Origin of the sequence: Bradyrhizobium sp. U87765 SZCCT0048, assembly GCF_018131225.1 — a bacterium.
In the GTDB taxonomy this organism is placed as follows: domain Bacteria; phylum Pseudomonadota; class Alphaproteobacteria; order Rhizobiales; family Xanthobacteraceae; genus Bradyrhizobium_A.
Genome location: NZ_JAFCMM010000003.1, coordinates 704,715 through 729,464, shown reverse-complemented (window position 1 = coordinate 729,464; position 24,750 = coordinate 704,715). Strand labels below are relative to the sequence as shown.

The 24,750-nt window shown below is 67.8% G+C and carries 23 protein-coding genes; 19 read left to right on the top strand and 4 right to left on the bottom strand.

Annotated features, from left to right (window positions below; genetic code table 11):
* Nucleotide 1 precedes the first annotated feature (1 nt).
* From JQ639_RS21910 to JQ639_RS21880, 7 genes are all read left to right on the top strand, one after another.
* Nucleotides 2-1,015 carry an ABC transporter permease gene (locus JQ639_RS21910; protein WP_211968367.1) on the top strand — a complete coding sequence of 338 codons (1,014 nt, stop codon included), beginning with the start codon at nt 2-4 and terminating at the stop codon, nt 1,013-1,015.
* Nucleotides 1,012-1,911, top strand: coding sequence for an ABC transporter permease (locus JQ639_RS21905; RefSeq protein WP_211968366.1), 900 nt, complete (start codon nt 1,012-1,014; stop codon nt 1,909-1,911). Before JQ639_RS21910 ends, JQ639_RS21905 begins: the two co-directional genes overlap by 4 nt.
* Nucleotides 1,912-1,914: 3 nt before the next feature.
* The gene (locus JQ639_RS21900; RefSeq protein WP_211968365.1) at nt 1,915-3,654 is read left to right on the top strand and encodes a dipeptide ABC transporter ATP-binding protein; all 1,740 of its coding nucleotides are present in this window, start codon (nt 1,915-1,917) and stop codon (nt 3,652-3,654) included.
* Nucleotides 3,655-3,725: 71 nt separating this feature from the next.
* Nucleotides 3,726-3,908 carry a DUF4089 domain-containing protein gene (locus tag JQ639_RS21895; RefSeq protein ID WP_211968364.1) on the top strand — a complete coding sequence of 61 codons (183 nt, stop codon included), beginning with the start codon at nt 3,726-3,728 and terminating at the stop codon, nt 3,906-3,908.
* A gap of 4 nt (nt 3,909-3,912) precedes the next feature.
* A complete protein-coding gene (locus tag JQ639_RS21890) occupies nt 3,913-5,319 on the top strand; it encodes an AtzE family amidohydrolase (RefSeq protein ID WP_211968363.1) in 1,407 nt (468 codons plus the stop codon).
* A gap of 23 nt (nt 5,320-5,342) precedes the next feature.
* Nucleotides 5,343-5,741 carry an oxalurate catabolism protein HpxZ gene (gene hpxZ / locus JQ639_RS21885; protein ID WP_211968362.1) on the top strand — a complete coding sequence of 133 codons (399 nt, stop codon included), beginning with the start codon at nt 5,343-5,345 and terminating at the stop codon, nt 5,739-5,741.
* A 15-nt stretch (nt 5,742-5,756) separates the two neighbouring features.
* Nucleotides 5,757-6,488, top strand: coding sequence for a GntR family transcriptional regulator (locus JQ639_RS21880; protein WP_249123373.1), 732 nt, complete (start codon nt 5,757-5,759; stop codon nt 6,486-6,488).
* Between the two features lie 230 nt (nt 6,489-6,718).
* Here the strand turns inward: JQ639_RS21880 and atzF are convergent, their stop codons facing one another.
* Both atzF and JQ639_RS21870 read right to left on the bottom strand, forming a co-directional pair.
* On the bottom strand, nt 6,719-8,518 hold the full coding sequence (gene atzF / locus JQ639_RS21875) for an allophanate hydrolase (RefSeq protein WP_211968361.1): 1,800 nt from the start codon (nt 8,516-8,518) through the stop codon (nt 6,719-6,721).
* Nucleotides 8,519-8,537: 19 nt separating this feature from the next.
* A complete protein-coding gene (locus JQ639_RS21870) occupies nt 8,538-9,230 on the bottom strand; it encodes a cysteine hydrolase family protein (RefSeq protein WP_211968541.1) in 693 nt (230 codons plus the stop codon).
* A 372-nt stretch (nt 9,231-9,602) separates the two neighbouring features.
* On the opposite strand from JQ639_RS21870, the gene JQ639_RS21865 reads away from it, so the two are divergent.
* The 9 genes from JQ639_RS21865 (at nt 9,603) to JQ639_RS21825 (ending at nt 19,503) form a co-directional block, all read left to right on the top strand.
* Nucleotides 9,603-11,459, top strand: coding sequence for a feruloyl-CoA synthase (locus JQ639_RS21865; protein ID WP_211968360.1), 1,857 nt, complete (start codon nt 9,603-9,605; stop codon nt 11,457-11,459).
* A gap of 201 nt (nt 11,460-11,660) precedes the next feature.
* Entirely contained in the window at nt 11,661-12,908 is a 1,248-nt protein-coding gene (locus JQ639_RS21860) for an aminotransferase class I/II-fold pyridoxal phosphate-dependent enzyme (protein WP_211968359.1), read from the top strand.
* A 272-nt stretch (nt 12,909-13,180) separates the two neighbouring features.
* Nucleotides 13,181-14,389, top strand: a complete 1,209-nt coding sequence (locus JQ639_RS21855) for an ABC transporter substrate-binding protein (protein WP_211968358.1) — start codon at nt 13,181-13,183, stop codon at nt 14,387-14,389.
* 199 nt (nt 14,390-14,588) lie between these two features.
* On the top strand, nt 14,589-15,461 hold the full coding sequence (locus JQ639_RS21850; RefSeq protein ID WP_211968357.1) for a branched-chain amino acid ABC transporter permease: 873 nt from the start codon (nt 14,589-14,591) through the stop codon (nt 15,459-15,461).
* 2 nt (nt 15,462-15,463) lie between these two features.
* Nucleotides 15,464-16,489 (top strand): branched-chain amino acid ABC transporter permease, encoded by a 1,026-nt coding sequence (locus JQ639_RS21845; RefSeq protein WP_211968356.1) that lies wholly within the window; start codon nt 15,464-15,466, stop codon nt 16,487-16,489.
* Nucleotides 16,482-17,249 carry an ABC transporter ATP-binding protein gene (locus tag JQ639_RS21840; protein ID WP_211968355.1) on the top strand — a complete coding sequence of 256 codons (768 nt, stop codon included), beginning with the start codon at nt 16,482-16,484 and terminating at the stop codon, nt 17,247-17,249. The genes JQ639_RS21845 and JQ639_RS21840 overlap by 8 nt, the downstream gene beginning before the upstream one ends.
* Nucleotides 17,246-17,956: an ABC transporter ATP-binding protein gene (locus JQ639_RS21835; protein ID WP_211968354.1), complete on the top strand. Its 711-nt coding sequence runs from the start codon at nt 17,246-17,248 to the stop codon at nt 17,954-17,956. Before JQ639_RS21840 ends, JQ639_RS21835 begins: the two co-directional genes overlap by 4 nt.
* Before the next feature lie 138 nt (nt 17,957-18,094).
* The gene (locus JQ639_RS21830; RefSeq protein WP_211968353.1) at nt 18,095-19,174 is read left to right on the top strand and encodes an NAD(P)H-dependent flavin oxidoreductase; all 1,080 of its coding nucleotides are present in this window, start codon (nt 18,095-18,097) and stop codon (nt 19,172-19,174) included.
* A gap of 71 nt (nt 19,175-19,245) precedes the next feature.
* A complete protein-coding gene (locus JQ639_RS21825) occupies nt 19,246-19,503 on the top strand; it encodes a hypothetical protein (RefSeq protein ID WP_211968352.1) in 258 nt (85 codons plus the stop codon).
* A 242-nt stretch (nt 19,504-19,745) separates the two neighbouring features.
* Here the strand turns inward: JQ639_RS21825 and JQ639_RS21820 are convergent, their stop codons facing one another.
* Together JQ639_RS21820 and JQ639_RS21815 are read right to left on the bottom strand one after the other, a co-directional pair.
* Nucleotides 19,746-20,252: a hypothetical protein gene (locus JQ639_RS21820; RefSeq protein WP_249123821.1), complete on the bottom strand. Its 507-nt coding sequence runs from the start codon at nt 20,250-20,252 to the stop codon at nt 19,746-19,748.
* A gap of 53 nt (nt 20,253-20,305) precedes the next feature.
* Nucleotides 20,306-21,229, bottom strand: a complete 924-nt coding sequence (locus JQ639_RS21815) for a helix-turn-helix transcriptional regulator (protein WP_211968350.1) — start codon at nt 21,227-21,229, stop codon at nt 20,306-20,308.
* A gap of 239 nt (nt 21,230-21,468) precedes the next feature.
* Here JQ639_RS21815 and JQ639_RS21810 point away from each other — a divergent pair, with 239 nt between their 5' ends.
* From JQ639_RS21810 to JQ639_RS21800, 3 genes are all read left to right on the top strand, one after another.
* A complete protein-coding gene (locus tag JQ639_RS21810) occupies nt 21,469-23,004 on the top strand; it encodes a benzoate-CoA ligase family protein (protein WP_211968349.1) in 1,536 nt (511 codons plus the stop codon).
* A 329-nt stretch (nt 23,005-23,333) separates the two neighbouring features.
* Complete coding sequence (locus JQ639_RS21805; RefSeq protein ID WP_211968348.1) at nt 23,334-24,155, top strand: alpha/beta fold hydrolase; 822 nt, start codon at nt 23,334-23,336, stop codon at nt 24,153-24,155.
* Between the two features lie 81 nt (nt 24,156-24,236).
* A complete protein-coding gene (locus JQ639_RS21800) occupies nt 24,237-24,722 on the top strand; it encodes a DUF309 domain-containing protein (protein ID WP_371745164.1) in 486 nt (161 codons plus the stop codon).
* Nucleotides 24,723-24,750 lie beyond the last annotated feature (28 nt).

The following is a 24,750-nucleotide window of genomic DNA, read 5'->3' as shown; positions in this document are numbered from 1 at the left end:
CATGCTCGGCCTGATCGGCAAGCGGTTGATGTTCGCGATCCCGAGCCTGATCGGGGTCGTGATCGTGACCTTCCTGTTGACGCGCGCGCTGCCGGGCGATCCGGCTGCGTATTTCGCCGGCCCCGCGGCCACCAAGGAAGCGGTCGAGCAGATCCGCAAAAAGCTCGGCCTGGACAAGCCGCTCATCCAGCAGTTCATCGGCTACACCGCCGATCTCGCCCATGGTGACCTCGGCACGTCGCTGACCACCGGGCAGCCGGTGGCCGCCGAGATTCGCAACCGACTGCCGGCCTCGGCCGAGCTGACGCTGCTCGGCCTCGTGCTGTCGGTGGCGATCGCGATTCCGCTGGGCATCGCCGCGGCGGCGCGGCCGGGCTCGCTGGTCGATCACATCTGCCGCGTCACCACAACGGCCGGCGTGTCGCTGCCGGTGTTCTTCACCGGGCTCGTCCTCGTCTATGTCTTCTACTTCCGACTGGGGTGGGCGCCGGCGCCGCTCGGCCGGCTCGACGTTTACGCTACTGCGCCCCCGACCGTGACCGGCTTCTATCTCATCGACAGTCTGGTCGCGCGCGACTTTGAAGCGTTCCGCTCGGCGCTGGGCCAGATCATCCTGCCGGCGGCGACGCTGGCGATCTTCTCGCTGGCGCCGATCGCGCGCATCACCCGCGCGGCGATGCTGGCCGTGCTGGCGTCCGACTTCGTGCGCACCGCGCGGGCGAGCGGGCTGTCGCCGGGCACGGTCACCGTCACCTATGCGTTTCGCAACGCGATGCTGCCGGTGATCACGACTCTCAGCATGGTGTTCTCCTTCCTGCTAGGCGCCAACGTGCTGGTGGAGAAGGTGTTCGCCTGGCCGGGCATCGGCTCCTATGCCGTCGAGGCCCTGATCGCGTCGGATTTCGCCCCGGTGCAGGGCTTCGTGCTCACCATGGCGGTGATGTACGTGCTGCTCAATCTCCTGATCGACATTCTCTATGGCGTCATCGACCCGCGCGTGAGGCTCGAGGGATGAGTATTGCAGCCCCCGCATCCGACGCTTCCGCGTCGGCCCGTCCGTCGCGTCTCGCGGCGACAGCGCAGCACGCGCGCTATGTACTGTCCGAAAATCCGGTCACGGCGTTTGCTTTCGTCCTGTTGCTGATCATCGTGCTGGCGGCGCTGGTCGGGCCGTGGCTCGTGCCCTACGATCCGCTCGCCAGCGATACCGCTGTCGCGCTCAAGCCGCCGACGGCAGCTCACTGGTTCGGCACCGACCAGCTCGGCCGCGATATCTTCAGCCGTGTCGTGGTGGCCACGCGGCTCGACCTGTTCATCGCTGTCGCCTCGGTGGTGCTGGTGTTCCTGCTCGGCGGTCTCGCGGGCGTCGCCGCCGGGTATTTCGGCGGCTGGACAGATCGCATCGTCGGCCGCATCGCCGACACCATCATGGCGTTTCCGCTGTTCGTGCTGGCGATGGGCATCGTCGCGGCGCTCGGCAATACCGTACAGAACATCGTCATAGCCACCGCGATCGTGAACTTCCCGCTCTATGCGCGGGTCGCGCGCGCCGAGGCCAATGTCCGTCGCGAGGCCGGCTTCGTGCAGGCGGCGCGGCTGTCCGGCAACAGCGAGTTGCGCATCCTGCTCGGCCACATCCTGCCTAACATCATGCCGATCATGATCGTGCAGATGTCGCTGACCATGGGGTATGCGATCCTCAACGCCGCGGGCCTGTCGTTCATCGGCCTCGGCGTGCGGCCCCCGACCGCGGAATGGGGCATCATGGTCGCCGACGGTGCCGCATTCATGGTGTCCGGAGAATGGTGGATTGCGCTGTTTCCCGGCCTTGCGCTGATGGTCGCGGTGTTCTGCTTCAACCTGCTCGGTGATGGCCTGCGCGACATCGTCGATCCGCAGCGAAGGACCTGAGCCATGGTTGCGATTCCCCTGCTCGACGTCCGCGACCTCACGGTCGAATTCGCTACCCGCCGTGGCCCGGTGCAGGCGGTGCGCAGCGTCGACATCTCCGTGGCCAAGGGCGAGACGCTCGCGATCGTCGGTGAGTCCGGCTCCGGCAAGTCGGTGACGTCCTATGCCGTGATGCGCATCCTCGACCGCGCCGGCCGCATTGCCGATGGCGCGATCCGCTTCTCCGGCATCGACATCGGTGCGGCGTCGGAGGCGCAGATGCGCGACCTGCGCGGCCGCGAGATTTCGATGATCTTCCAGAACCCGCGTGCCGCCCTCAATCCCATCCGAAAGGTCGGTGAGCAGATCGAGGATGTGCTGCGCCAGCATGCGCAGGCCTCGAGTGCCGAGCGCGCCGAGAAGGCGATCGCGGCGCTGGAACAGGTCCGCATCGCGCGGCCGCGCGAGCGCTACCATGCCTATCCCTTCGAATTGTCCGGCGGTATGTGCCAGCGCGTTGTCATTGCGCTCGCGCTCGCCTGCAATCCGCAGCTCCTGATCGCGGACGAGCCGACCACGGGCCTCGACGTCACCACCCAGAAAGCGGTGATGGACCTGATCGTCGACCTGACGCGCCAGCGCGGTCTTTCCACCATCCTGATCACCCATGACCTCGGCCTCGCCGCCGCCTATTGCGATCGCGTGGTGGTGATGGAGAAGGGGCGGGTGGTCGAGACGGCGGTGGCCGCCGACGTGTTCGCCCGGCCGGCCCATCCCTACACCCGCAGGCTGATGCGTGCGACGCCGCGGCTCGGCGTCGGCCTGCGCGATCTGCTGCCTGATGACGACACCGCGCCGGCTGCCTTCACGATGGCGACGGTCGCCGCGAACGGGCCGGCGGTGGTGACGCCACCTCTGCTGCTGGTCGACAAGCTGGTGAAGGAGTATCCGCGCCAGGGCGCGTCGGCCTCGCTCGGCCGTCTGTTCGGCAAGCGGCCGCCGGTCGAGCCCGATCGCTTCCGCGCTGTCGACGGCATCAGCTTCACGGTCGGACGCGGCGAGAGCGTCGGTCTCGTCGGGGAATCCGGCTGCGGCAAGTCGACGACCTCGATGATGGTGATGCGGCTGCTCGACCAGACCTCCGGGCGCATCGCCTTCGACGGCGAGGAGATCGGCAACCTGCTGCCGAAGGCGTTCGCGCGCTCGGCGCTGCGCCGCCGCATCCAGATGGTGTTCCAGGATCCGACCGACAGCCTCAACCCGCGCTTTACCGCCGCCCGCGCCATCGCCGATCCGATCCTGCGGATGGGCGAGCCGATGGGCGCTGCGGCACTGCGCCAGCGCTGCGAGGATCTGGCGGCGCAGGTTGGCCTCCCGGTGGCGCTGCTCGACCGTTTTCCGCACCAGCTCTCCGGCGGTCAGAAGGCGCGCGTCGGCATCGCCCGGGCGATCGCGCTGCGGCCCGATCTCGTGATCCTCGATGAGCCCACCGCCGCCCTCGATGTTTCCGTCCAGGCGGTGGTGCTCAACCTGCTGCAGGACCTCAAGCAGTCACTTGGCATGAGCTACCTGTTCGTGTCCCATGATCTGAACGTGGTGCGTCTGCTGTGCGATCGTGTCATAGTCATGCGTGCGGGCCGGATCGTGGAGCAGGGGCCCGCCGAGGCGGTGCTGGCCGCGCCGCAGGCCGACTATACCCGCGAGTTGCTGGCGGCGATTCCGCATCCGCCGGCGCAGGATCGTTCCATGATCGTAAGTCCATGACTTCAAATCCATGACTTCAAATCCATGACTGTAAACCCACGACCGCGAATGAATGACAGTGGCAAGTTGACATGACCCCCGACCAGCTCGATGCCCATATCGCGGCCGCGTCCGCCGCGCTCGACCTTCCCGTCGCGCAGGAGTGGAAGGATGCGGTGCGCGCCAACCTCGCGGTGACGCTGCGCTTCGCTCATCTCGTCGACGCCTTTCCGCTGCCGGACGAGGCCGAGCCGGCCGATCTGTTCAGGGCCTGATGCCGTGACCGACAGCAATCTCAGGAATGGCTGGGCGTCCGCCGGCGAGATCGCCGCGGCCGTCGCGGCGGGACGCCTTTCGGCGCGTGGCGCGGTGGAAACCGCGCTCGCGCGCATTACGGCCCACAACGGCGTGCTCAATGCGTTCACCGATGTAGTGGCGGAGCGCGCGCTTGCGCGGGCCGATGCGATCGATGCCGCGCTCGCCCGTGGCACGGCCGCGGGGCCCCTCGCGGGCGTACCGTTCGCGGTCAAGAACCTGTTCGACGTGCGGGGCCTGCCGACGCGGGCCGGCTCGAAGATCAACCGCGACCGGGCGCCGTCGCCGCGCGACGCCACACTGATCGAGCGGCTGGAAGCGGCCGGCGCCGTGCTCGTCGGCGCACTCAACATGGGCGAATACGCCTACGACTTTACGGGCGAGAACGTGCACGACGGCCCCTCGCGCAATCCCCACGACCCGACACGCATGACCGGCGGCTCGTCGGGCGGTTCGGGCGGTGCGGTGGCCGGTGGCCTCGTGCCGTTGTCGCTGGGCTCCGACACCAACGGCTCGATCCGCGTGCCCTCGTCGTTCTGCGGCCTGTTCGGCCTCAAGCCGACCTATGGCCGGCTGTCGCGGGCGCGCTCGTTCCCGTTCGTGTCGAGCTTTGACCATCTCGGGCCGCTGGCGCGCAGCACGCGCGATCTCGCGCTGGCCTATGACGCCATGCAGGGGCCGGACGCCGACGATCCGGCCTGTGCCGCGACGATCGTCGAGCCGGTCGCGGCGGAACTCGCGCGCGGCCTCGATGGCCTGCGCATCGCCGTCGCCGGCGGGCATTTCCGCACCGCACTGTTTCCCGAGGCGGTCGAGGCCGTGGCGCGGGTGACGCGGGCACTCGGTGTCAGCCGAGAGGTCGAACTGCCGGAAGCGGCGCGGGCGCGCGCGGCCGCCTATCTGATCACCGCGGTGGAAGGCGCGGCGCTGCATCTCGACCGTCTGCGCCAACGGCCGACGGATTTCGATCCGGCGGTGCGTGACCGCCTGATCGCCGGCGCCATGGTGCCGGCGCCCTATATCGAACGGGCGCAGAAGTTCCGCCGCTGGTACCGCGCGCAGGTGCTGGCGCTGTTCCGGGATGTCGACGTCATCATCGCACCGGCGACGCCGTGTGTGGCGCCAGAGCTCGGCCAGGTCAATTTCGTGCTCGACGGCGTCGCGTTGCCGGTGCGGGCCAACATCGGCATCCACACCCAGCCGATCTCGTTCATCGGCCTGCCGGTGGTGGCGGTGCCGTTGCCGCTGTCGCCACTGCCGATCGGCGTGCAGATCATCGCTGCGCCATGGCGTGAGGATGTCGCGCTGCGGGTGGCGTTCGCGCTCGAGCAGCAGGGCGTCGCGGTCGCGCCGCGGCCGGCGCAATTCTAGGATTTCAGGAAAGGAATTCGTCCATGGACATCGATCTGCCGGAGGTGGTTGCCGAGGTGACGGCAGCGTTCGCCCGCTACGAGGCGGCGCTGGTGTCGAACGACGTTGCCACGCTCGACGCGCTGTTCCGGGACGATCCGCGCACGCTACGCTATGGCGGCGGAGAGAATCTTTATGGCTATGCCGCGATCAAGGCGTTTCGTGCCGGCCGCTCGCCGGCGGGGCTTGCCCGCGAGCTCAGCCGCACGGTGATCACCACCTATGGCCGCGACACTGCGGTCGCTTCCACGCTCTTTCACCGCGCATCCGCGCCCGATAAGGTTGGACGTCAGATGCAGACATGGGTGCGATTCGCCGACGGCTGGCACATCGTCGCGGCCCATGTCAGCGTGATCGACCGGCCCCGGGAGGGGGAGAGTTGAGGACCTGAGCGCGGCATGACGTTCGACGATATCATGGTAGGGACACGCGGCGGCGCTGCCGGTCGCATCGATGCCGGGCGCAGCGAGCGCGTGGTGGTCGGCGCGGCCAAGGTGACACTGGCGGAGGAACTGCGGCTGCAGCTCGCCGACGACATCGTGCGCGGAGCGCTGCTGCCGGGTGCGCCGCTCGACGAGAGCGACCTCGCGCGGCGCTTCAAGGTATCGCGCACGCCGGTGCGCGAGGCGCTGCGGCAACTCGTCGCCAGCGGTCTCGTCGATTCGCGGGCCCACCGCGGTGCAGTCGTGGCGCGGCCGAGCCTCGAGCGGCTCAACGGCATGTTCGAGGCGATGGCGGAACTCGAGGCGCTGTGCGCCGGGCTCGCCGCGGAACGGATGTCGCCGGCTGAGCGCCATGGCCTCGAGGCGCTGCACGAGCAGTTGCGGGTGCTGAGCCATGCCGGCGATCCGCAGCGCTTCCATCACGTCAACGAGCAATTTCACAACGCGATCTATGCCGGATCGCGCAACACCTACATCGCCGAAATGACGCTGGCGACGCGGGTGCGGGTGCAGCCGTTCCGCCGCGCCCAGTTCCGCAACCTTGGCCGTCTGGCGAAGTCCCAGGCCGAGCACGATCGCGTCGTCGTCGCCATCATGCGCGGCGACCGCACCGGCGCCTCCGCCGCGATGCGCGACCACATCGACCTCGTGCGCGATGAGTACGAGATCTATGCGGAGTCAGTGTGAGGGTGTCGGCTCGCTGCGGAGCGCTTCTGCATTTCCTGCGTCATCGCCGGGCCGACGCGAAGCGTCGCGACCCGGTGATCCAGCTTCAAGCCGCTCACCATACGCTGCGATGAAGCTGGATTGCCGGATCAAGTCCGGCAATGACGCAGTGGGTGGCGCGGGCGCGATACCAGAGCAATGGCTGCCGTGCTCGCATCGTTTGAAGGCCTGTCTTCGCCGAAGAGCGTTTCTCACCCCTGCGCCGCCATGAACGCACGCCAGCCGCCGAATGCCGAGATGTCGCGGGCGCCGCCGAGGGCGGCGGGTTCGACCAGGAAGCCCTTCACCAGGCGGCCGTCGGCCAGGCGGATCGAGCCGATGCCGAGCGGCGGCGGAATGGCGGCGACGAACCTGCCGAAGGCGGCGGCCGACAGGCTGTAGATCTCCAGCGCGATCGCCGCGCCCGCATTGGCCTCGACGCGGAGCAGTCCCGGCTTCGGCGGTGTGGTGCCGGCGAGTGCATAGAGCTTGTAGTCCGGGGCGGTGACGGCGGTTTCGACAAGCGTGGCGTCGAGGGCCGAAAGCTCGTGGTTGAGCGGCATGCCGGAGAGATGCGCGCCGACAACCGCAAGAGCGATACCGTCCGTACTCGCCGCGAGCGGCCGCAGCGGGGGCTGCGGCAGGGCTGTCGCGCCGACCGGCAGCTGCGTGTCGGCATGGAAGACGCGGGCGATCGCCGCGAGCGCGGCGTCGCGGCCGGCGGGGGCCAGCAGCGTCACGCCGAACGGGATGCCGTCGTCGCGCATGGCCGCGGGCACCGCGATGCCGCAGAGATCGAGCAGGTTGACGAAGTTGGTGTAGGTGCCGAGGCGACTGTTGAGCGTGATCGGATCGGCCAGCACCTGCGCGGTGGTGTAGGCGGTCGGTGCAGTCGGCAGCAGCAGGGCGTCGATGCCGGCAAAGGTCCTGCGGGCGACGGCGCGCAGCGCTTCGAGACGATAGAACGCGGCGAAGGCGTCGGCGGCGCTGGGACGCGCGCCGGCGAGGGTGATCTCGCGCGTCACCGGGTGGATGGCGTCCGGCGCCGAGGCAAGGAGGTCGCGGATGACGAGATAGCGCTCGGCGATCCACGGGCCTTCGTAGAGCAGGCGCGCGGTTTCATAGAATGGTTCGAGGTCGATCTCGACCGTCGTGGCGCCGAGCCGGGTGAGGCGCGCGAGCGCCGCCGCGAAGCCGGCTTCCGAGGCACGGTCGCCGAAGAACACCAGTTGGCCCTGGCGTGGCACGCCGATGCGCAGGCTCTTCGGCAGGTCGCCGACGGTGCCGAGCGGCCGGTCGCGGGAGAATGGATCGCTCGCATCGAGGCCGGTCATCACCGATAGCGCGGTCACCGCGTCGTCGGTGGTGAGCGCGAAGATCGAGACGCAATCGAGGGTGCGGCACGCCGGCACGACGCCGGCGGTGGAGATCATGCCGACGCTGGGTTTGAGGCCGACGATGTTGTTGAGCATCGCCGGCACGCGGCCGGAGCCGGCGGTGTCGGTGCCGAGCGCGAGCGGCACGAGGCCGGCGGCGACTGCGACCGCCGAGCCGGAACTCGAGCCGCCGGGTACGAGGTCGCCGTGCACCGGATTCTTCGGGATGCCGTAAGGCGAGCGCACACCGACGAGGCCGGTCGCGAACTGGTCGAGATTGGTCTTGCCGATGACGATGGCGCCGGCGGCGCGCAGCTTTGCTACCGCAGTGGCATCGCGTGTCGGCGTCGAGGCAAATGCCGGGCAGGCCGCGGTGGTCGGCAGGCCGGCAACGTCGATGTTGTCCTTGACCGCGACGGGTACGCCGTAGAGCGGCAGCGATGTCGGATCCTTGTCCGCAAGCGCACGCGCCTCGGCGATGGCGTCGGCCTCGGCGCGCAAGCTGATGAAGATCGCGGGGTCGCCGTGGGCGCGGATGCGCGCGAAGGTTCGCGCCACGGTGTCGGCGGGCGTTGTCGTTCCGGAGCGGTGGGCGGCGACGATCTGGTCGATGGTTTCGATCACGCGGGAGTCCATTTCTGTTCAGGAAGAAGCATCAGGCGCCGGTTGGCCGAGCCGGCGCCAGTGCGGCGAGGGCGGCGAAAGAGCTGCTGACCCAGCCGAAGATGCCGCCCTGCGCCTTGATCATCTGCAGGCCGGCGTCGTGAAATTGCGGGAAGTAGGAGGCGCAGCAGTCGGCGAGCACGATGCAGCGGAAGCCGCGGTCGTTGGCCTCGCGCACCGTGGTGTTGACGCATACTTCGGTGGTGACGCCGCCGACCAGCAGGGTGTCGATGCCGCGTTGCGCCAGCACCGTGCCGAGCGGCGTGGCGTAGAACGCGCCCTTGCCTGGCTTGTCGATCACGATTTCGCCGGCCGCGGGGTAAAGCTCCGGCACGATGTCGTGGCCGGCCTCGCCGCGGATCAGGATGCGGCCCATCGGCCCGGGATCGCCGATGCGCAGTTGCGGCGCGCCACGCGCGACCTTGGCCGGCGGCGCGTCGGAGAGATCAGGCAGGTGACCTTCACGGGTATGAATGATGGTCAGGCCGACGGCGCGCGCGGCCGCAAGCATGGCGGCGCACGGCGCGACTGCGGTCTGCAGGCGCGACACATCGTTGCCGAGCGTCTCGCCGAAGCCGCCGGGTTCGAGAAAGTCGCGCTGCATGTCGATCAGCAGCAGCGCAGTGGCTAACCAGCGCACGTCGATCGCATCAGGCTCGGCCTCGATCCGGCCGGTCGGCGGCAGCGTTGGCGGCACGGGCTCCTCCTGCGGCAAAGGGGAAGCAGAGCGCCTCGCGGCCTCCACGTCGGTCCATGCGAAGCAAGCGCCATGCCATTGTGTACAATGGTATTCGAGGCCGTTATCTCACAATTAAAGTAAATAGAAACAGTATGTTATGCCGATGCGGGCGAGGCGGCTCCGATGCCCTTCGCGAAGCTGGTTGCCTGTTTTGTAGGCATGAGTGGCAGTGCTTATTCTGAAAAATCGTTCATCCTAACAATGCATTATATTGCACATGCGCCGTCACATCGCGTAAGCAGAGGACCGAACGCGCCGCTGGGCCAACGCCCGCCACGTCAATGCCGGCGCGCCTGAGGGCTGGAGGGGAGGGAAAGCATGGCTTTCGCTGAGACAGTCGTGCGTGCGCAGGCCGCGGATTTGTTCGCGCCGCCGCGAACGCAGATCACGCACCGCGCTGATGGCAGCGTGCTCCTGACCTCGCCGGTGCCGCTGGCACCGGCTGCGCGCTGTGTCGGCGACTGGCTCGAGGACTGGGCCCGCCGCCGCCCCGATCGCATCTTTCTCGCGGAGCGCGTCGATCCGGCCCAGCCCTGGCGCACGGTCAGCTACAGCGCGGCGTTGCGACAGGTCCACGCCATCGCAACGTGGATCCTGGCGCAGCGGCTGTCTGCCGAGCGTCCGCTCGCCATCCTGTCCGACAACAGCATCGCGCACGCACTGCTGACGCTGGCGGCGATGCATGTCGGCGTGCCGGCGGCAGCGATTTCGCCGGCCTACTCGCTGGTGTCGAAGGATTTCGACAAGCTCAAGGGCATGATCCGCCTGCTCGATCCTGGCGCCATCTATGTCGCCGACGCCGCGGCCTTCGCCCCTGCGCTGACGGCGATCGCGCCGCTGCACACCGCGACAGTGGTCGCGAGCGAAACGCGCGGCGCCGATGGCCTGACCGCGTTTGCCGATGTCGCCGCGACGCTGCCCGGTGGCGACGTGGCACGGGCGTTCGCGAGCCTCGGCCCGGACACCATCGCCAAGTTCCTGTTCACGTCGGGCTCGACCGGCGCCCCCAAGGCGGTGATCAACACCCAGCGCATGCTCACCACCAGCCAGGCGGCCAAGGCGCAGGTCTGGCCGTTCCTCGGCGACGCCGACCTCGTGATGCTCGACTGGCTGCCGTGGAGCCACACCTTCGGCGCCAACCACAACTTCAACATGGCGCTGCGCAACGGCGGCACGTTGTACATCGACGGCGGCAAGCCGGTGCCGCAGCTGTTCGCGACCTCGCTCGCCAACCTGCGCAGCGTGATGCCGACGGTGTACTTCAACGTGCCGCGTGGTTTCGACATGCTGATCGCCGCGCTGCGCGACGACGAGGCGCTGCGCCGTCGCTTTTTCAGCGAGGTCAGGGCGGTGTTCTACGCCGGTGCGGCGCTGCCGCAGAACCTGTGGGAGGCGCTGGAAGCGCTGTCGATCGCGACCGTCGGCCATGCCGTGCCGATGGTGTCCGCATGGGGCTCGACCGAGACGTCGCCGCTCGCCACCGACTGTCACTTCCAGGCCGCGCGCTCCGGCAATATCGGCGTGCCGATCCCGGGCACGCAGATCAAGCTGGTGCCGTCGGGCGACAAGCTCGAGGTGCGCGTGCGCGGCCCCAACGTCACGCCGGGCTACTGGAAGGCGCCCGATGTCACGGCGCAGGCGTTCGACGAGGAGAATTTCTACAAGATCGGCGATGCGGTGCGGTTCGCCGATCCGGATCATCCCGAGCGCGGCCTGTTCTTCGATGGCCGCGTCAGCGAGGACTTCAAGCTGACGTCAGGCACCTGGGTCAATGTCGGCACGCTGCGCGTTGCCGGCATCGCGGCCCTGGCGCCGCTCGCCCAGGATATCGTGGTGTGCGGCCACGGCCGTGACGATGTCCGCTTTCTCGTCTTTCCGAACATTGCGGCGTGTCGCGCCCATGCCGGCCTCGGCGATGACAGCGCCGTCGCTGACGTGCTGGCCCATGACGCGGTGCGTGCGGCGGTGCAACAGGGCTTGTCGTCGCTGAAGACGCAGGGCGGCGGCTCGTCGACCTTCGCCACCCATGCGCTGCTGCTGCACGAGCCGCCCTCGGTCGACGGCGGCGAGATCACCGACAAGGGCTACATCAATCAGCGCGCGGTGCTCACGCGCCGGTCCGGCCTCGTGGAGAGTCTCGTGGCCGGCGAGGGCGGCGATTGCATCGCGTTGTAGCGTGCCGGACCGGTTCGCGCCGGGGCCGCTTCAGGCCCTGCAATTGGCGCTCTGTAAGGTTCGCGTCAGGAATGTCGCCGTCCCGCCGCCGCGGCATGCAGATATCATTGCAGCCGCCGCATATTTTTGTTTCCAATCTTGTCAAGGCCGCCGCCCTTGTGATGAATAGCGCCATTCGACTCCGGGGCAATAGGGGCGAGCGTGCAGGAATTTATCGAGATGGTCGAATGGCTCGGCCGTCAGAACCTATCTCATGACGAATTCGTCGAGTCGCTGCCGGGGCCGGCCTTCCGTGCCGAAGGCAGGCATCTCGTGTCGTTCAGCACCAACAACTATCTGGCGATTGCATCGAGCACGCGGATGATCGCAGCCGCGAGGCGCGGTCTGGAGCAGTATGGCGTCGGCAATTGCGAGTCGCGTCTGCTCGGCGGCAACCTCGCTGTCTACGGCGAACTCGAACGCAAGCTCGCAGCTTGCAAGGGTAAGGATGAGGCGGTGCTGTTCGCCACCGGCTATCTCGCTAATCTCGGCGTGCTCTCGACATTGCCGCAAACGTCCAAATATGCCCGGATCTACGGTTTCGCGGGGACGCGCGAGTACACCTACGCCTACTTCTGCGATGAGCTCAATCACGTCAGCATCCGCGAGGGTGTGCGGATGTCGGGCGCGGCGCGGGCGACCTACCGCCATCTCGATCTCAACCACCTCGAGACGCTGCTCAAGAAATCGTCCGCCACCACCAAGATCATTGTCACCGATGGCGTGTTCAGCCAGGACGGCGACATCGCGCCGTTGCCGGATCTGCTGCAACTCGCGGAATTGTACGATGCCACGCTGTATGTCGACGATGCCCATGGCACGGGAGTGCTGGGGGAACATGGCGGCGGCATTGCCGAACATTTCGGGGTGGCGAGCGAGCGCCTGATCTACATGGGCACGCTGAGCAAGGCGTATGGCGGAATCGGCGGGTTCATCGCCGCCGAAACCTATGTCACGAAGGCGCTTCGTCTCGCCTGTTCGGCCTATGGCTTCACGTCGACGCTACCGCCGGACCAGGCTGTTGCGCTGTGCGAAGCGGTCGACATGGTGATCGACGAGCCCGAGCGTCGCGCACGGCTGTGGGACAATCAGCGCTATTTCGTCGCCCGCATGTCGGAGTTGTCCTATCCGCTGGTATCGACGGAATCCCCGATCGTTCCCATTCTCGTCGGCGACGAAGATGCGGCCGACGCGCTGGCGCAGTCTCTGGCGGCGTTGAACATCTACGTCGATGCAGTGCGCTTTCCGGCCGTGCCGCTGCGTAAGGCGCGGCTGCGCGTGCAGCTCAATGCCGGCCACACCCATGCGGACATCGATCGGCTGATCGATGCGTTGCGAGAGCATGAGCATCATCTCGAGGCCATGCTGGCGGCGCCGGCGCGGCCGACCGAAGACATCGTCAATCCCTGACGACCGGCGGCTCGCCCGCCGCAGCCTGATGCAGAGTGGCCGGACCATGTCCGGACAGGTCGTCGCGCGTTGTCGTACCAGGACCGACGTGCGGCAACAGGTCCAGCGTTCCTGAATTATATTTCTTGATTTTTGTCGCGCCTGCGAATTATGGTGCATCCCTGCAATCACAAGAAGACGCGGCGTCCTTAATGGAGCCGGCGCGCGGGCACGCCCGCGAACCGCCAGCTCGTCGGCGCAAGCGGAACCAAAAAACCGAGGGAGAAGCGCTGATGTTCGATCACAAGACGCTGCTGCGTGTGACCCGTCGTGGCCTGTTGTCCGGTGCCGCGGGGGCGGCGACGCTTGCGGTAGCGCCGCGGCTGATGACCCCCGCCATCGCCCAGGCCGCCCCGTTCAAGGTCGGCCTGATGCTGCCCTACACCGGCACCTTCGCCAAGCTCGGCCAGTTCATCGACGACGGCTTTCGCCTCTATGTCGAACAGAAGGGCGGCAAGCTCGGCGGTCGCGACATCACCTTCGTGCAGGTCGATGACGAGTCCAAGCCCGAGGCGGCGACCGACAACGTCAATCGGCTGATCGGCCGCGACAAGGTCGACCTGGTGGTCGGCACCGTGCATTCCGGCGTCGCGATGGCGATGGTCAAGGTCGCGCGCGACACCAATACGTTGCTGATCATTCCGAACGCGGGCGCCAACGATGCCACCGGGCCGGCCTGCGCGCCCAACATCTTCCGCTCGTCATTCTCCAACTGGCAGACCACGTTCCCCGCCGGCAAGGTGATGGTCGACGCCGGCCTCAAGAACGTCGTTACCATCACCTGGCGCTATACCGCGGGCCAGGAGATGATCGGCGCGTTCGCCGAGAATTTTACCAGGAGCGGCGGCAAGGTCGTCGAGGAGCTGACGCTGCCGTTCCCCGAAGTCGAATTCCAGGCGCTGATCACCCGCATCGCGGCGCTCAAGCCCGACGCCGTGTTCAGTTTCTTCGCCGGCGGCGGCGCGGTGAAGTTCGTCAAGGACTATGCAGCGGCGGGGCTCAACAAGACCATTCCGCTGTATGGCGCCGGCTTCCTCACCGACGGCACGCTGGAGGCGCAGGGCGAGGCCGCGAACGGCATCCGCACCACGCTGCATTACGCCGACAATCTCGATCATCCGGCCAACGTCGCTTTCCTCAAGGCGTTCAAGGGCAAGACCGGCAAGGACGGCGACATCTACGCCGTGCAGGGCTACGACGCCGCCGCGATGCTCGATGTCGGCCTCACGGCCGTGAAGGGGGATGCCGGTGCGCGCGATACCCTGGTCAAGGCGATCGCCGCGGCGAAGATCGACTCGCCGCGCGGCCCGCTCAGCTTCAACAAGGCGCACAACCCCGTGCAGAACATCTACCTGCGCGAGGTCCGCAACGGTCGTAACGAACTGGTGTCGATCGCCCAGGCCAATGTCGACGACCCGGCGCGCGGCTGCAAGCTGACGTGAGGCCTCGATCATTCAACACGGTGCGAAGGCGCGAGGGAGACCGGGCGCCTCGACACCCATCGCCGTCGTGCCCGGGCTTGACCCGGGCATCCAGCTTGCGAGGTCTTCGCGGTAAGCTGGCTTGCCCGATAAAGTCCGGCAATGACGCTCTGTGTGGAGATGCGCTCCCGCGTTTGCTCGCGCCTGCAGGATCGTCCTGATGGATCTCGTCACTTTCGGCGTGCAACTGCTCAACGCCGTGCAGTACGGCATGGTACTGTTCCTGGTCGCGAGCGGATTGACGCTGGTGTTCGGCATTCTCGGTGTGATCAACCTCGCCCATGGCGCGTTCTATATGCTCGGCGCCTACCTCGCGTACTGGATCGCGGCCTATAGCGGCAGCTTCTTGCTGGCGCTGGTCGGCGGTGTCGCCATCGCCTTCGTGCTCGGCCTCGCGCTCGAGGTCGTGTTCGTGCGCCGTCTCTACGGCCGCGATCATCTCGCCCAGGTGCTGCTGAGCTTCGGCCTGATCCTGATGCTGGACGAAGTGCGGTTGATTCTGTTCGGCAAGGATGTTCATGCGGTGGCGCCGCCAGCCATGCTCGCCGGCGCGATCCAGCTCACCGACAACATGTCCTATCCGGTCTATCGCCTGGCGATCTGCGGCTTCTGCCTGCTGGTCGCCGCGGCGATCTTCCTTGTCATCCGCTACACGAAGATCGGCATGGTGGTGCGCGCCGGCGCGGAGAACCGCGAGATGGCGCGGGTGCTCGGCATCCCCTTCGATACCGTCAATCGCTACGTCTTCGCCGTCGGCATTGCACTTGCCGCGCTCGGCGGCATCGTGGTGTCGCCGATCTCGACCGTCTTTCCCGGCATGGGTGACGGCATGCTGATCCTGTCCTTCGTCGTGGTGGTGCTGGGCGGCATCGGCTCGGTGGCGGGGGCGGCGATCGGCGCGCTGCTGATCGGTCTCACCGATACTTTCGGCAAGGTGTTCTTTCCCAGCATCTCCAGCATCCTGATCTACCTGCTGATGGCCGTCGTGCTGCTATGGCGGCCGAACGGCATTCTCGGCCGGCGGGAGGTTTGACGATGTCCGATCGTCCCGTGCGCCTTGCCGTCATCGCGGTTCTGCTGCTCGCCGCGGTCGCGCTGCCGTTCGTGGTGCCGACCTACTACGTGCAGTTCGCCAGCAAGGTCATGATCATGGGCCTGCTGGCGCTGGCGCTCAATCTCGCCGTCGGCCATGGCGGCATGGTCAGCCTCTGCCATGCCGCGTTGTTCGGCATTGCCGGCTACGTGCTGGCGCTGTCTACGCCGAAATACGATCCGGCGTCGCTGTGGCTGACACTGCCGCTCGCAGTTGGTGCATCGGCGCTGGTCGCTCTGGCGATCGGTGCGCTGGCGCTGCGCACCCGCGGCGTCTACTTCATCATGGTGACGCTCGCCTTCGGCGAGATGCTGTTCTATCTATTCCACGACACCGGCTTCGCCGGCGGCTCCGATGGCGCCTATGTCAACACCAAGCCGGAGATCGCCATCGTCGGGCATGCGCTGCTCGATCTCGAAAAGCCTGTGACGTTCTATCTCGTCGTGCTCGGCGCGCTGCTCGCGTCGCTGATGCTCACCGGCATGCTGGTGCGCTCGCCGTTCGGCCATGCGCTGGCGGCCGCGCGCGACAACGAGCGCCGGGCGCGCTCCCTCGGCTTCCCGATCTTTCGCGTGCGCCTGACGGCATTCGCGATCTCCGGCGCACTCGCCGGCGTCGCCGGTTATTTTGCTGCCGCGCAGTTCGGTTTCGTGGCGCCGCAGATGCTGGGGTGGCACCAGTCGGCCACCGCACTGGTCATGGTGCTGCTCGGCGGCCTGCGCTCGGTCGCAGGCCCGGTACTCGGCGCGCTGGTGCTGATGGGGCTGGAGGAGGTGCTCAAGGCCCTTACTGTGCACTGGAAGCTGATCGAAGGCCTGATCGTGGTGATGATCGTCCTCGCGCTCCCGAACGGGGCGCGCCAGTTGCTGACGCTGGCGTTCGGCGCGCCAGCGGAGGCTGCGCCGCCTGCGCGCGCGGAGGGATCAGCGAAGGTCGAGGCGCCTGCGGCAGAGACCGGCCATGGCTGAGCGGAGCGAGGCGGCTGCGCTCAGCGCGCGCGGGGTGTGGAAGCGGTTCGGCGGGCTCAGCGCGGTCGCCGACGTGTCCCTGGAGGTGCATGCCGGCGAGATCCACGCGGTGATCGGCCCGAACGGCGCCGGCAAGTCGACACTGATCAATCTGCTGTCCGGCGACCTGTCGCTCAGCGCCGGCACCATCGTGCTCGACGGCACCGAGGTCGGCGCGCTGCCGCCGGACCGGCGCGCGCGGGCCGGGCTCGGCCGCTCCTATCAGAAGACGACGATCTTTGCGGACTTCACGGTGCACGAGAACGTGCGCCTCGCGGCCCAGGCCCATGCGCCGCGGCCGCTGCGGATGCATGGCGGCGTGGCATCGGATGCGGTGGTCAACGGCCGCGTCGCCGATGCGCTCGCCCGCACCGAGCTTGCGGCGCGCGCGGATGTGGTGGCGCGGCTGCTCAGCCATGGCGAGCAGCGCCAGCTCGAGATCGCCATGGTGCTGGCGACCGATCCGCGGGTCATCCTGCTCGACGAACCACTTGCCGGCATGGGCCAGTCGGAGGCGCGGCGGGTCGTCGACCTGATCGCCTCGCTGAAGGCGGAGCGCGCAGTGTTGATTGTCGAGCACGACATGGACGCGGTGTTCGAGCTCGCCGACCGTCTCACGGTCATGGCCGACGGACGCGTGATCGCCAGCGGCCGGCCGGCGGACGTGCGCAAGGATGCCGCGGTGCGCGCCGCCTATCTCGGCGAGGAGGATGACGCATGACGGCGCTCCTGACCATCGAGCGGCTGGAGGCATTTTACGGCGCGAGCCAGATCCTGCACGGCATCGATCTGTCGGTCGCGCGCGGCGAGCAGGTGGCGTTGATCGGCCGCAATGGCATGGGCAAGACCACACTGCTGCGCACGCTGATGGGCCTCGTCGCCGATTGCCGCGGACGCATCGCGGTCGCCAGCCGCGACATTCGCGGCCTCGCCCCGGAGCGGATCGCGCGCGCCGGCGTGGCGCTGGTGCCGGAGGGGCGCGGCGTGTTCGGCTCGCTGTCGGTGGTCGAGAACCTGGTGATGGCGGCACGGCCCGCGGTCGACGGCCGGCGCCACTGGACGCTGGAGCGGATCTTTTCACTGTTTCCCCGCCTTGCCGAGCGGCGTGACCATGGCGGCCACCAGCTCTCCGGCGGCGAGCAGCAGATGCTGACCATCGGCCGCGCGCTGATGACCAATCCCGACCTCGTGCTGATCGACGAGGCAACCGAGGGTCTCGCGCCGCTGGTGGCGCGCGAGATCTGGCGCACGCTTGGCGTGATCCGCGACGAGGGTGTCGCGACGGTGGTGGTCGACAAGGATTTCCGCAGCCTGGCGCCGATCGTCGACCGCGCGGTGCTGCTGTCGAAGGGCCGCGTGGTGTTCGACGGCGCGCCGGCGGAGCTTGCCGCGCAGCGCGGCTTGCTGGAGCATCATCTCGGCGTGTGAGCGCGCGCTATTGGGGTGGCGAGCGATCGGTGGTCGCGATAGCCGTCATCTGTTCAATTCATGCCCCGGCCATCCGCCGGGGGTGTATCGTGGACCACGCGCCGGCGACCGGTGCGTGCCAGCAGATAGGCGACAGTCATGACCGCTCTCCATCACGCCCGTGCCCGGGCTGAAGCCTTCGCCCATTCCCTCGGTCTGCGTGTGCCGATCCTGCTCGGGCCGATGGCCGGCGCCTGCCCGCCGTCGCTGTCGATCGCGGTCGGCAATGCCGGAGGTCTCGGCAGTGCCGGCGTGTTGCTGATGACGCCTGAGGCGATCAAGGCCTGGGCGGCGGAGGTGCGCAGCGGCACCAACGGTGCCTTCAATCTCAACCTCTGGATTCCCGATCCGGCGCCGCGCCGCGATGCTGCGGCCGAAGCAGCCGTGCGCGAGTTCCTGAAGGGCTTTGGCCCGGAGGTGAAGCCGGAGGCTGCGGATGCGACGCCGCCGGATTTCGCCGCGCAGTGCGAGGCGATGCTGGAGGCGGCACCCGCCTTCATCTCCTCGGTGATGGGGCTCTATCCGCCGGAGTTCGTCGCGCGAATGAAGGCCAAGGGCATCAAGTGGATCGCCAACATCTCCTCGGTGACCGAAGCGAAGGCGGCGGAAGCGGCCGGCGCCGATATCATCGCGGCGCAGGGCATGGAGGCCGGCGGCCATCGCGGCGCGTTCGATGCGGCCACCGCCGAGGCCAACATGATCGGCCTGTTCTCGCTGCTGCCGGCGGTGGTCGATGCGGTCAAGCTGCCGGTGGTCGCGACCGGCGGCATTGGCGATGCCCGGGGTGTCGCGGCCGCGCTGCTGCTCGGAGCGTCCGCCGTGCAGATCGGCTCCGGCTTTCTGCGGTGCCCGGAGGCGAAGATTGCGCCCGCGTGGGCCGATGCGCTCGGCCGCACCCTGCCGGAGCAGACCAGGATCTCGCGGGTGTTCTCCGGCCGGCCCGGCCGCTCCATCGCCACCGCCTATGTCCAGGCCGCCACCGCGCCGGGGGCACCCAACCCTGCGCCCTATCCGGTGCAGCGCGGGTTGACCCAGGCGATGCGCGATGCCGCGGTGAAGGCTGACAATATCGACGGCATCCAGGCCTGGGCCGGGCAGTCGAGTGCGATGGCCCGGGCCGTGCCAGCCGCCGAAGTGGTCCGTGACCTCTGGGAGGGCGCCAGCGCCCTGCTGGGCTGAACGTCCTCAAATCCGCCACAGCACGGGCGCACGGCAGGCATCAGCCTCTGTCCTTCATGGAACGATCCGCCATGCGCCTGTTGCTGGGAACTGTCATCTGTGTCGCGCTTGCGGCAAGCGCCGGTGCGACGGAACAGGGCGGCAGCAGCGCTGCGCCGGCGAAGCGCAAGGCGCCTGCCGCGCCGGCCTCGCTGTCGGAAGCCTATTCACAGACCCAGGCGGCCGGTGTGCCGAATGCCCACATCCGCACGGCGCCCGCGCCATCGTCCGGCTCGGACCGGCCCTGGAGCGGCATGCATGTCGGGGTCGGCGTCGGGGGCACGAAGTAGCGATCGGGCTCCGTTGAATCTGGCTTGATCAAGTGATCCGTCACCCTGAGATGGTGATAGCCCCGGCTTAGCCGGGGCGTCTGTCTAAAGTCATAAGTCGGGCAGGCCCGACGTGTGATGCAGCTGGACCCTCGAAGGGCGACGGTCCATGTAGCAGATCGGGGGCCGTTCATCCTTCGAGGCGCGCAAGAGCGCGCACCTCAGGATGACGGAATAAGCTCAGCCCTTCCGGATGCCGCAGCTCAAGTCCCGCTCGATTCGTCCACGATGCGAATCCTGACATCATCCGCATCGCGAATATCCTGCGCCAGCGGCGCCGGCCATTGCACGATCAGGCGGCCGACGAGGTCCTCCAGGCCGCTCTCCTCGCGCACGTCGTAGAACACCGGCGCGCTGGCGTGGGCGATGAAGTTGTGCAGCAGATGCGCCGCGTCATGGTCGTAGACGATGTCGCTGGGCGCGATGCCAGGGCGGCGCATGGCGAAGCGGCGATGCGCGGTGAGGCGCGCCTTGCCGTCGGGCAGGGCCATGAACGACAGCACGCAGCGGTCGTGGGCGATGCGCGGGCCATCCTGCATGCGGTCATAGATGTGCAGCACGCCGGCGGTGTCGAGATCCGCGATCGAGCGGAAATCGTCGCACACGTGTTCGGGATGCAGATCGTTGCGGATCGCGGTCACGGCGGCCGCATCGACGCCGCGCGCGCGCAGCAGGTCGGCGAGAGTGCAACTGGCGTCCTGGTCCGGCATTTGCTCCACCATGCGCCGCACGCCCTTCGGTGGCGATCAGCCCGCGATCAACCCTATGACGCCGCGCGGGCGAAGTCGTGGGCCTCTTGCGCCAGCACCGGCGTCACCGCCTCGACGAGGCGTGTGGCGGCGTCCTTGACGCTGAGGCCCGCTGTGTCGACGCAGGCGGCGGCGCGGGCGTACAGCGGCTCGCGGCTGAGCAGGATGGTGCGCAGCTCCTGCATCGCCGAACGGTCGTCGGCCATCGGCCTGAGGTCGCCCTGGCGCCGCACCCGCGCCATGTGCTCCTCGGGCTCGGCCTTGAGCCAGATGGTGTAGTACGACGACAGGATCAGATCGAAGGTCAGCGGCTCGGACACGATGCCGCCGCCGGTGGCGAGCACGACCGGCTCCTTGCGTGCGAGCAACTGGCCGAGCGCGGCCTGCTCCATGCGGCGAAAACCTTCCTGGCCATACAGCGCGATGATCTCGGCAACGGACAGGCCGTTCTGCCGCTCGATCTCCTTGTTGAGCTCGACAAAGCTCCAGCCGATCCGTTCCGCCAGCAACTTGCCGAGCGTCGACTTGCCGGCGCCGCGAAGGCCGATCAGGGCGATGCCGGCGAACGCCACCTTGCGCTGCGCCAGCGGCGTCACGGTCTGGCCGGACAGCACATCCTTGGCGTGGGCCACCTGCTGCGGCGTGGCCTTGCGGACGAGGTCGCGGATCACCGGCCAGTCCGGCGATGTCTCGCCGGAAGGAATGAGATCCTCGAGCGGCGCGGCCATCGCCTGGGCGACGCGGCGCAGCAGCACGATCGAGACATTGCCTTTGCCGCCTTCGAGCTGGGCGATGTAGCGTTCGGAAATGCCTGACACCCGTGCGAGCACCTTGCGGGACATGCCGCGCAGCCCGCGCATGGTGCGAACCCGCTGGCCCAGCTCCTGGAGAAAGCTGTCTTCCTGGCTGTCCTGCCGGGTGTCGGGGTGCTCGGTCATAATGTTCGGAACTCGGGCTCCTGCGCCGGATTCGAGGGCTGCGAACCTGAAACATAGTGCCGCGCGAGATTGACAGCAAGCGTGGGAAGTGCCTTTATATGAATTATAATTCTAAAAACAACGGGAGGGTACGCTGTGGTCAGCAACAGCGGGATCGTTCGGAGACTTGCGCGAACTATAATTCATAGCGCGCCGAGATATGCACAGGTTGTGCTGATCGCGGCTGCGGAGCTCCGTCGATGAGCGAGAGCTACAATGCGGTGACCTACCTGCTCGACCGCAATGTCGCGGAAGGGCGGGGTGCCAAGGTGGTGTTCACGGACCCCACTGCCGAGATCAGCTATGCCGGCCTGCAGACTCAGACCCGGCGGCTCGCCAACGCCCTGAAGCGTCTCGGCGTGCGCCGCGAGGAGCGGGTGGCGATGATCATGCTGGACACGATCGACTTTCCGATCGTGTTCCTGGGGGCCATGCGCGCCGGCATCGTGCCGGTGCCACTCAACACGCTGCTCACGGCTGCGCAGTATGCCTACGTGCTCGCCGATTGCCGCGCCAGGGTGCTGTTCGTGTCCGGGGCGCTGCTGGCTGTGGTCGCCGACATCCTGCCGCAACTGCCGAACCTCGAGCATGTCGTGGTGTCCGGCGGCGAGGCTCATGGCCATCAGCAGCTCGCCGACCTGCTGGCACAGGAAGACGACCAGTTCGAGACGGTCGCGACCCACCGCGACGAGCCGGCGTTCTGGCTGTACTCGTCCGGCTCGACCGGCATGCCCAAGGGCGTGCGGCATGTGCATGGCAACCTCGAGGCCACGGCGGAAACCTATGCCCGCCAGGTGCTCGGCATTCGCGAGAGTGATGTCGGGTTGTCGGCGGCGAAGCTGTTCTTCGCCTACGGCCTCGGCAATGCGCTGACCTTCCCGATGTCGGTCGGCGCCTCGACGATTCTCAATCCGGAGCGGCCGACGCCGGCGGTGATGTTCGACCTGATCCGCCGGCACGATCCCAGCATCTTCTTCGGCGTGCCGACGCTGTTCGCCGCCATGCTGAACGACGACGCCAACAAGGGCGCGCCGCGCACCGCGCGGCTGCGCATCTGCACCTCCGCCGGCGAGGCGCTGCCCGAGCAGGTCGGGCGGACCTGGACCGACCGGTTCGGCGTCGAGATCCTCGACGGCGTCGGCTCGACCGAGCTGCTGCACATCTTCCTCTCCAACGCGCCGGGCGATGTGAAGTACGGCACGTCGGGGCGGCCAGTGCCGGGCTATGCGGTGCGCCTCGTCAATGACGCCGGGCAGGACGTCGCTGACGACGAGGTCGGCGAGCTCATCGTCAACGCGCCGTCGGCCGGCGAAGGCTACTGGAACCAGCGCAGCAAGAGCCGCCAGACCTTTGAGGGCAACTGGACGCGCACCGGCGACAAGTATGTCCGCGACGCCGAGGGCCGCTACACCTACTGCGGCCGCGCTGACGACATGTTCAAGGTGTCCGGCATCTGGGTATCGCCGTTCGAGGTCGAGAGCGCGCTGATCACTCATCCCTCGGTGCTGGAGGCGGCCGTGGTGCCCGCGTCCGATGGCGAGGGATTGCTCAAGCCCCGGGCGTTCGTGGTGCTGAAGGCGGGCGCGCCGACCGAGGGTCTGCACGAGGCGCTCAAGGATCACGTCAAGCAGAAGATCGGCCCCTGGAAGTATCCGCGCTGGATTGAAGTGGTGGAGAGCCTGCCGAAAACCGCGACCGGCAAGATCCAGCGCTTCAAGCTGCGCGAGGAGACGTAAGTTTCCATCCTCATGGTGAGGAACGCGGCGCAGCCGCGCGTCTCGAACCATCAGGCCCCGGCATCAGCGCATTGGCCTCATCCTTCGAGACGGCCGCTGCGCAGCCTACTCAGAGGGCTGGTCGGGGAAAGCCTTTGGCCTCAATGCTTGTCGTCGCCGGGCTTGTCCCGGCGACCTCGATAAGCAAGGCGCTGCGTCCCTAAGCGAGGTGCATAGCAACTCGGCTATGCCGAGTTGCGTTCTAAAGGAGCGCAAGTCGGATATATCCGACTTGCGGGACAAGCCCGGCCACGACGAGCGAAGTGATGGACGTTGAGAAGGAGACTGCCATGAGCGTGCTGCAGCCATCGGGGCGCCTGACCATCGGCGCGAACGAACTGGAATACCGCATGATCGGTCCGGCGCCCGACGCCGCGCCGACGCTGGTGCTGCTGCATGAAGGGCTCGGCTCCGCCGGCCTGTGGGGGGATTTCCCCGATCGCCTCGCCGCGGCGACCGGCGTCGGCGTGTTCGCCTATTCGCGTGCGGGTTACGGTGCGTCGAGCGCGGTGCCGTTGCCGCGCGCGCTCGACTACATGCATCGCGAGGCGATCGATGTGCTACCGAAGGTGCTGGACGCCATCGGCTTTCGCCGCGGCCTGCTGATCGGCCATTCCGACGGCGCCTCGATCGCGACCATCTATGCGGGCAGCGTGCAGGACCATCGCGTGCGCGGCGTCGGCCTGATCGCGCCGCACTTCGTCGTCGAGGACATCTCGGTGGCCTCGATCGCGAAGATCAAGACTGATTATGAGCAGACCGACCTGCGCGCCAGGCTGGCGCGCTGGCACAGCGATGTCGACAACGCGTTCTATGGCTGGAACACCGCCTGGCTCGATCCCGCGTTCCGCGCCTGGGACATCTCCGACACGCTCGCCTATGTCCGGGTGCCGATCATGATCGTGCAGGGCGCCGACGATCACTATGGCACGCTGCGCCAGATCGAGATCGCGCAGGAGGAATGCTACTGCCCGGTCGACGTCGAGATCATCCGCGGCGCCGCGCACAGTCCGCATCGCGAGGCCCCCGATGTCACGCTCGCGGCGCTGTCCGGCTTCGTCAACCGCATCCTGCACGTGCATGGCGAGGGCGCGATCGGGCGCGCGGCGTAAGGCGCCGCTGACGCGGTCTCGTCACCGCGCCATGACCAGACCGGGAGATTGATCATCACGACGATCGACCAGGCTTCGGACGTGTTCGCATTGCCGCGCTGGGCGCATGTGCCGGGCGCGGACGGCAGCGCCGATCGCGACGCGCTCGATCCGGTGAAGGCGGGCGTGCCGCGGGCTTTCGTCGGTCACGTGCCGGCCGCGTATCCGGCGCTGCGCTATGGCCTGCGGCTCAACGATGCCGGCTTTTTCTGGGAGGCCCACGAGATCCTCGAGGCGGTATGGCATGCGGCGCCGAAGGGCGGGCGCGATCGGGTGGCGCTGCGTGGCTGCATCCAGGTCGCCAATGCCAATCTCAAGGTCAGGATGGGGCGGCTTGCCGCCGCCCGCCGGCTGTTCGCCGACGCCGGCGCCGAATTCGCGGAACTGGGCGTGCGGCGGAGCGATGGTCGGGATGCGGGCAGTTTCGCAGCCATCTGCCCCGCGGCTGCCCTGGTCAGTGAACTGCGCATCGCCGCCCTCGCGGGCACACCCGACGTCGTTCGGCTCGCGCGGGCGATGCATGCATAAAAATGCATATTCTGAGTTTTTGGCGCTG

Excerpts from the sequence above, each read along its gene's own strand:
- JQ639_RS21910 (WP_211968367.1), top strand. The coding sequence starts at position 2 with ATGCTCGGCCTGATCGGCAAGCGGTTGATGTTCGCGATCCCGAGCCTG.
- JQ639_RS21905 (WP_211968366.1), top strand. The coding sequence starts at position 1,012 with ATGAGTATTGCAGCCCCCGCATCCGACGCTTCCGCGTCGGCCCGTCCG.
- JQ639_RS21900 (WP_211968365.1), top strand. The coding sequence starts at position 1,915 with ATGGTTGCGATTCCCCTGCTCGACGTCCGCGACCTCACGGTCGAATTC.
- JQ639_RS21895 (WP_211968364.1), top strand. The coding sequence starts at position 3,726 with ATGACCCCCGACCAGCTCGATGCCCATATCGCGGCCGCGTCCGCCGCG.
- hpxZ (WP_211968362.1), top strand. The coding sequence starts at position 5,343 with ATGGACATCGATCTGCCGGAGGTGGTTGCCGAGGTGACGGCAGCGTTC.
- JQ639_RS21880 (WP_249123373.1), top strand. The coding sequence starts at position 5,757 with ATGACGTTCGACGATATCATGGTAGGGACACGCGGCGGCGCTGCCGGT.
- atzF (WP_211968361.1), bottom strand. The coding sequence starts at position 8,518 with ATGGACTCCCGCGTGATCGAAACCATCGACCAGATCGTCGCCGCCCAC.
- JQ639_RS21865 (WP_211968360.1), top strand. The coding sequence starts at position 9,603 with ATGGCTTTCGCTGAGACAGTCGTGCGTGCGCAGGCCGCGGATTTGTTC.
- JQ639_RS21855 (WP_211968358.1), top strand. The coding sequence starts at position 13,181 with ATGTTCGATCACAAGACGCTGCTGCGTGTGACCCGTCGTGGCCTGTTG.
- JQ639_RS21850 (WP_211968357.1), top strand. The coding sequence starts at position 14,589 with ATGGATCTCGTCACTTTCGGCGTGCAACTGCTCAACGCCGTGCAGTAC.
- JQ639_RS21845 (WP_211968356.1), top strand. The coding sequence starts at position 15,464 with ATGTCCGATCGTCCCGTGCGCCTTGCCGTCATCGCGGTTCTGCTGCTC.
- JQ639_RS21840 (WP_211968355.1), top strand. The coding sequence starts at position 16,482 with ATGGCTGAGCGGAGCGAGGCGGCTGCGCTCAGCGCGCGCGGGGTGTGG.
- JQ639_RS21835 (WP_211968354.1), top strand. The coding sequence starts at position 17,246 with ATGACGGCGCTCCTGACCATCGAGCGGCTGGAGGCATTTTACGGCGCG.
- JQ639_RS21830 (WP_211968353.1), top strand. The coding sequence starts at position 18,095 with ATGACCGCTCTCCATCACGCCCGTGCCCGGGCTGAAGCCTTCGCCCAT.
- JQ639_RS21825 (WP_211968352.1), top strand. The coding sequence starts at position 19,246 with ATGCGCCTGTTGCTGGGAACTGTCATCTGTGTCGCGCTTGCGGCAAGC.
- JQ639_RS21820 (WP_249123821.1), bottom strand. The coding sequence starts at position 20,252 with ATGCCGGACCAGGACGCCAGTTGCACTCTCGCCGACCTGCTGCGCGCG.
- JQ639_RS21815 (WP_211968350.1), bottom strand. The coding sequence starts at position 21,229 with ATGACCGAGCACCCCGACACCCGGCAGGACAGCCAGGAAGACAGCTTT.
- JQ639_RS21810 (WP_211968349.1), top strand. The coding sequence starts at position 21,469 with ATGAGCGAGAGCTACAATGCGGTGACCTACCTGCTCGACCGCAATGTC.
- JQ639_RS21805 (WP_211968348.1), top strand. The coding sequence starts at position 23,334 with ATGAGCGTGCTGCAGCCATCGGGGCGCCTGACCATCGGCGCGAACGAA.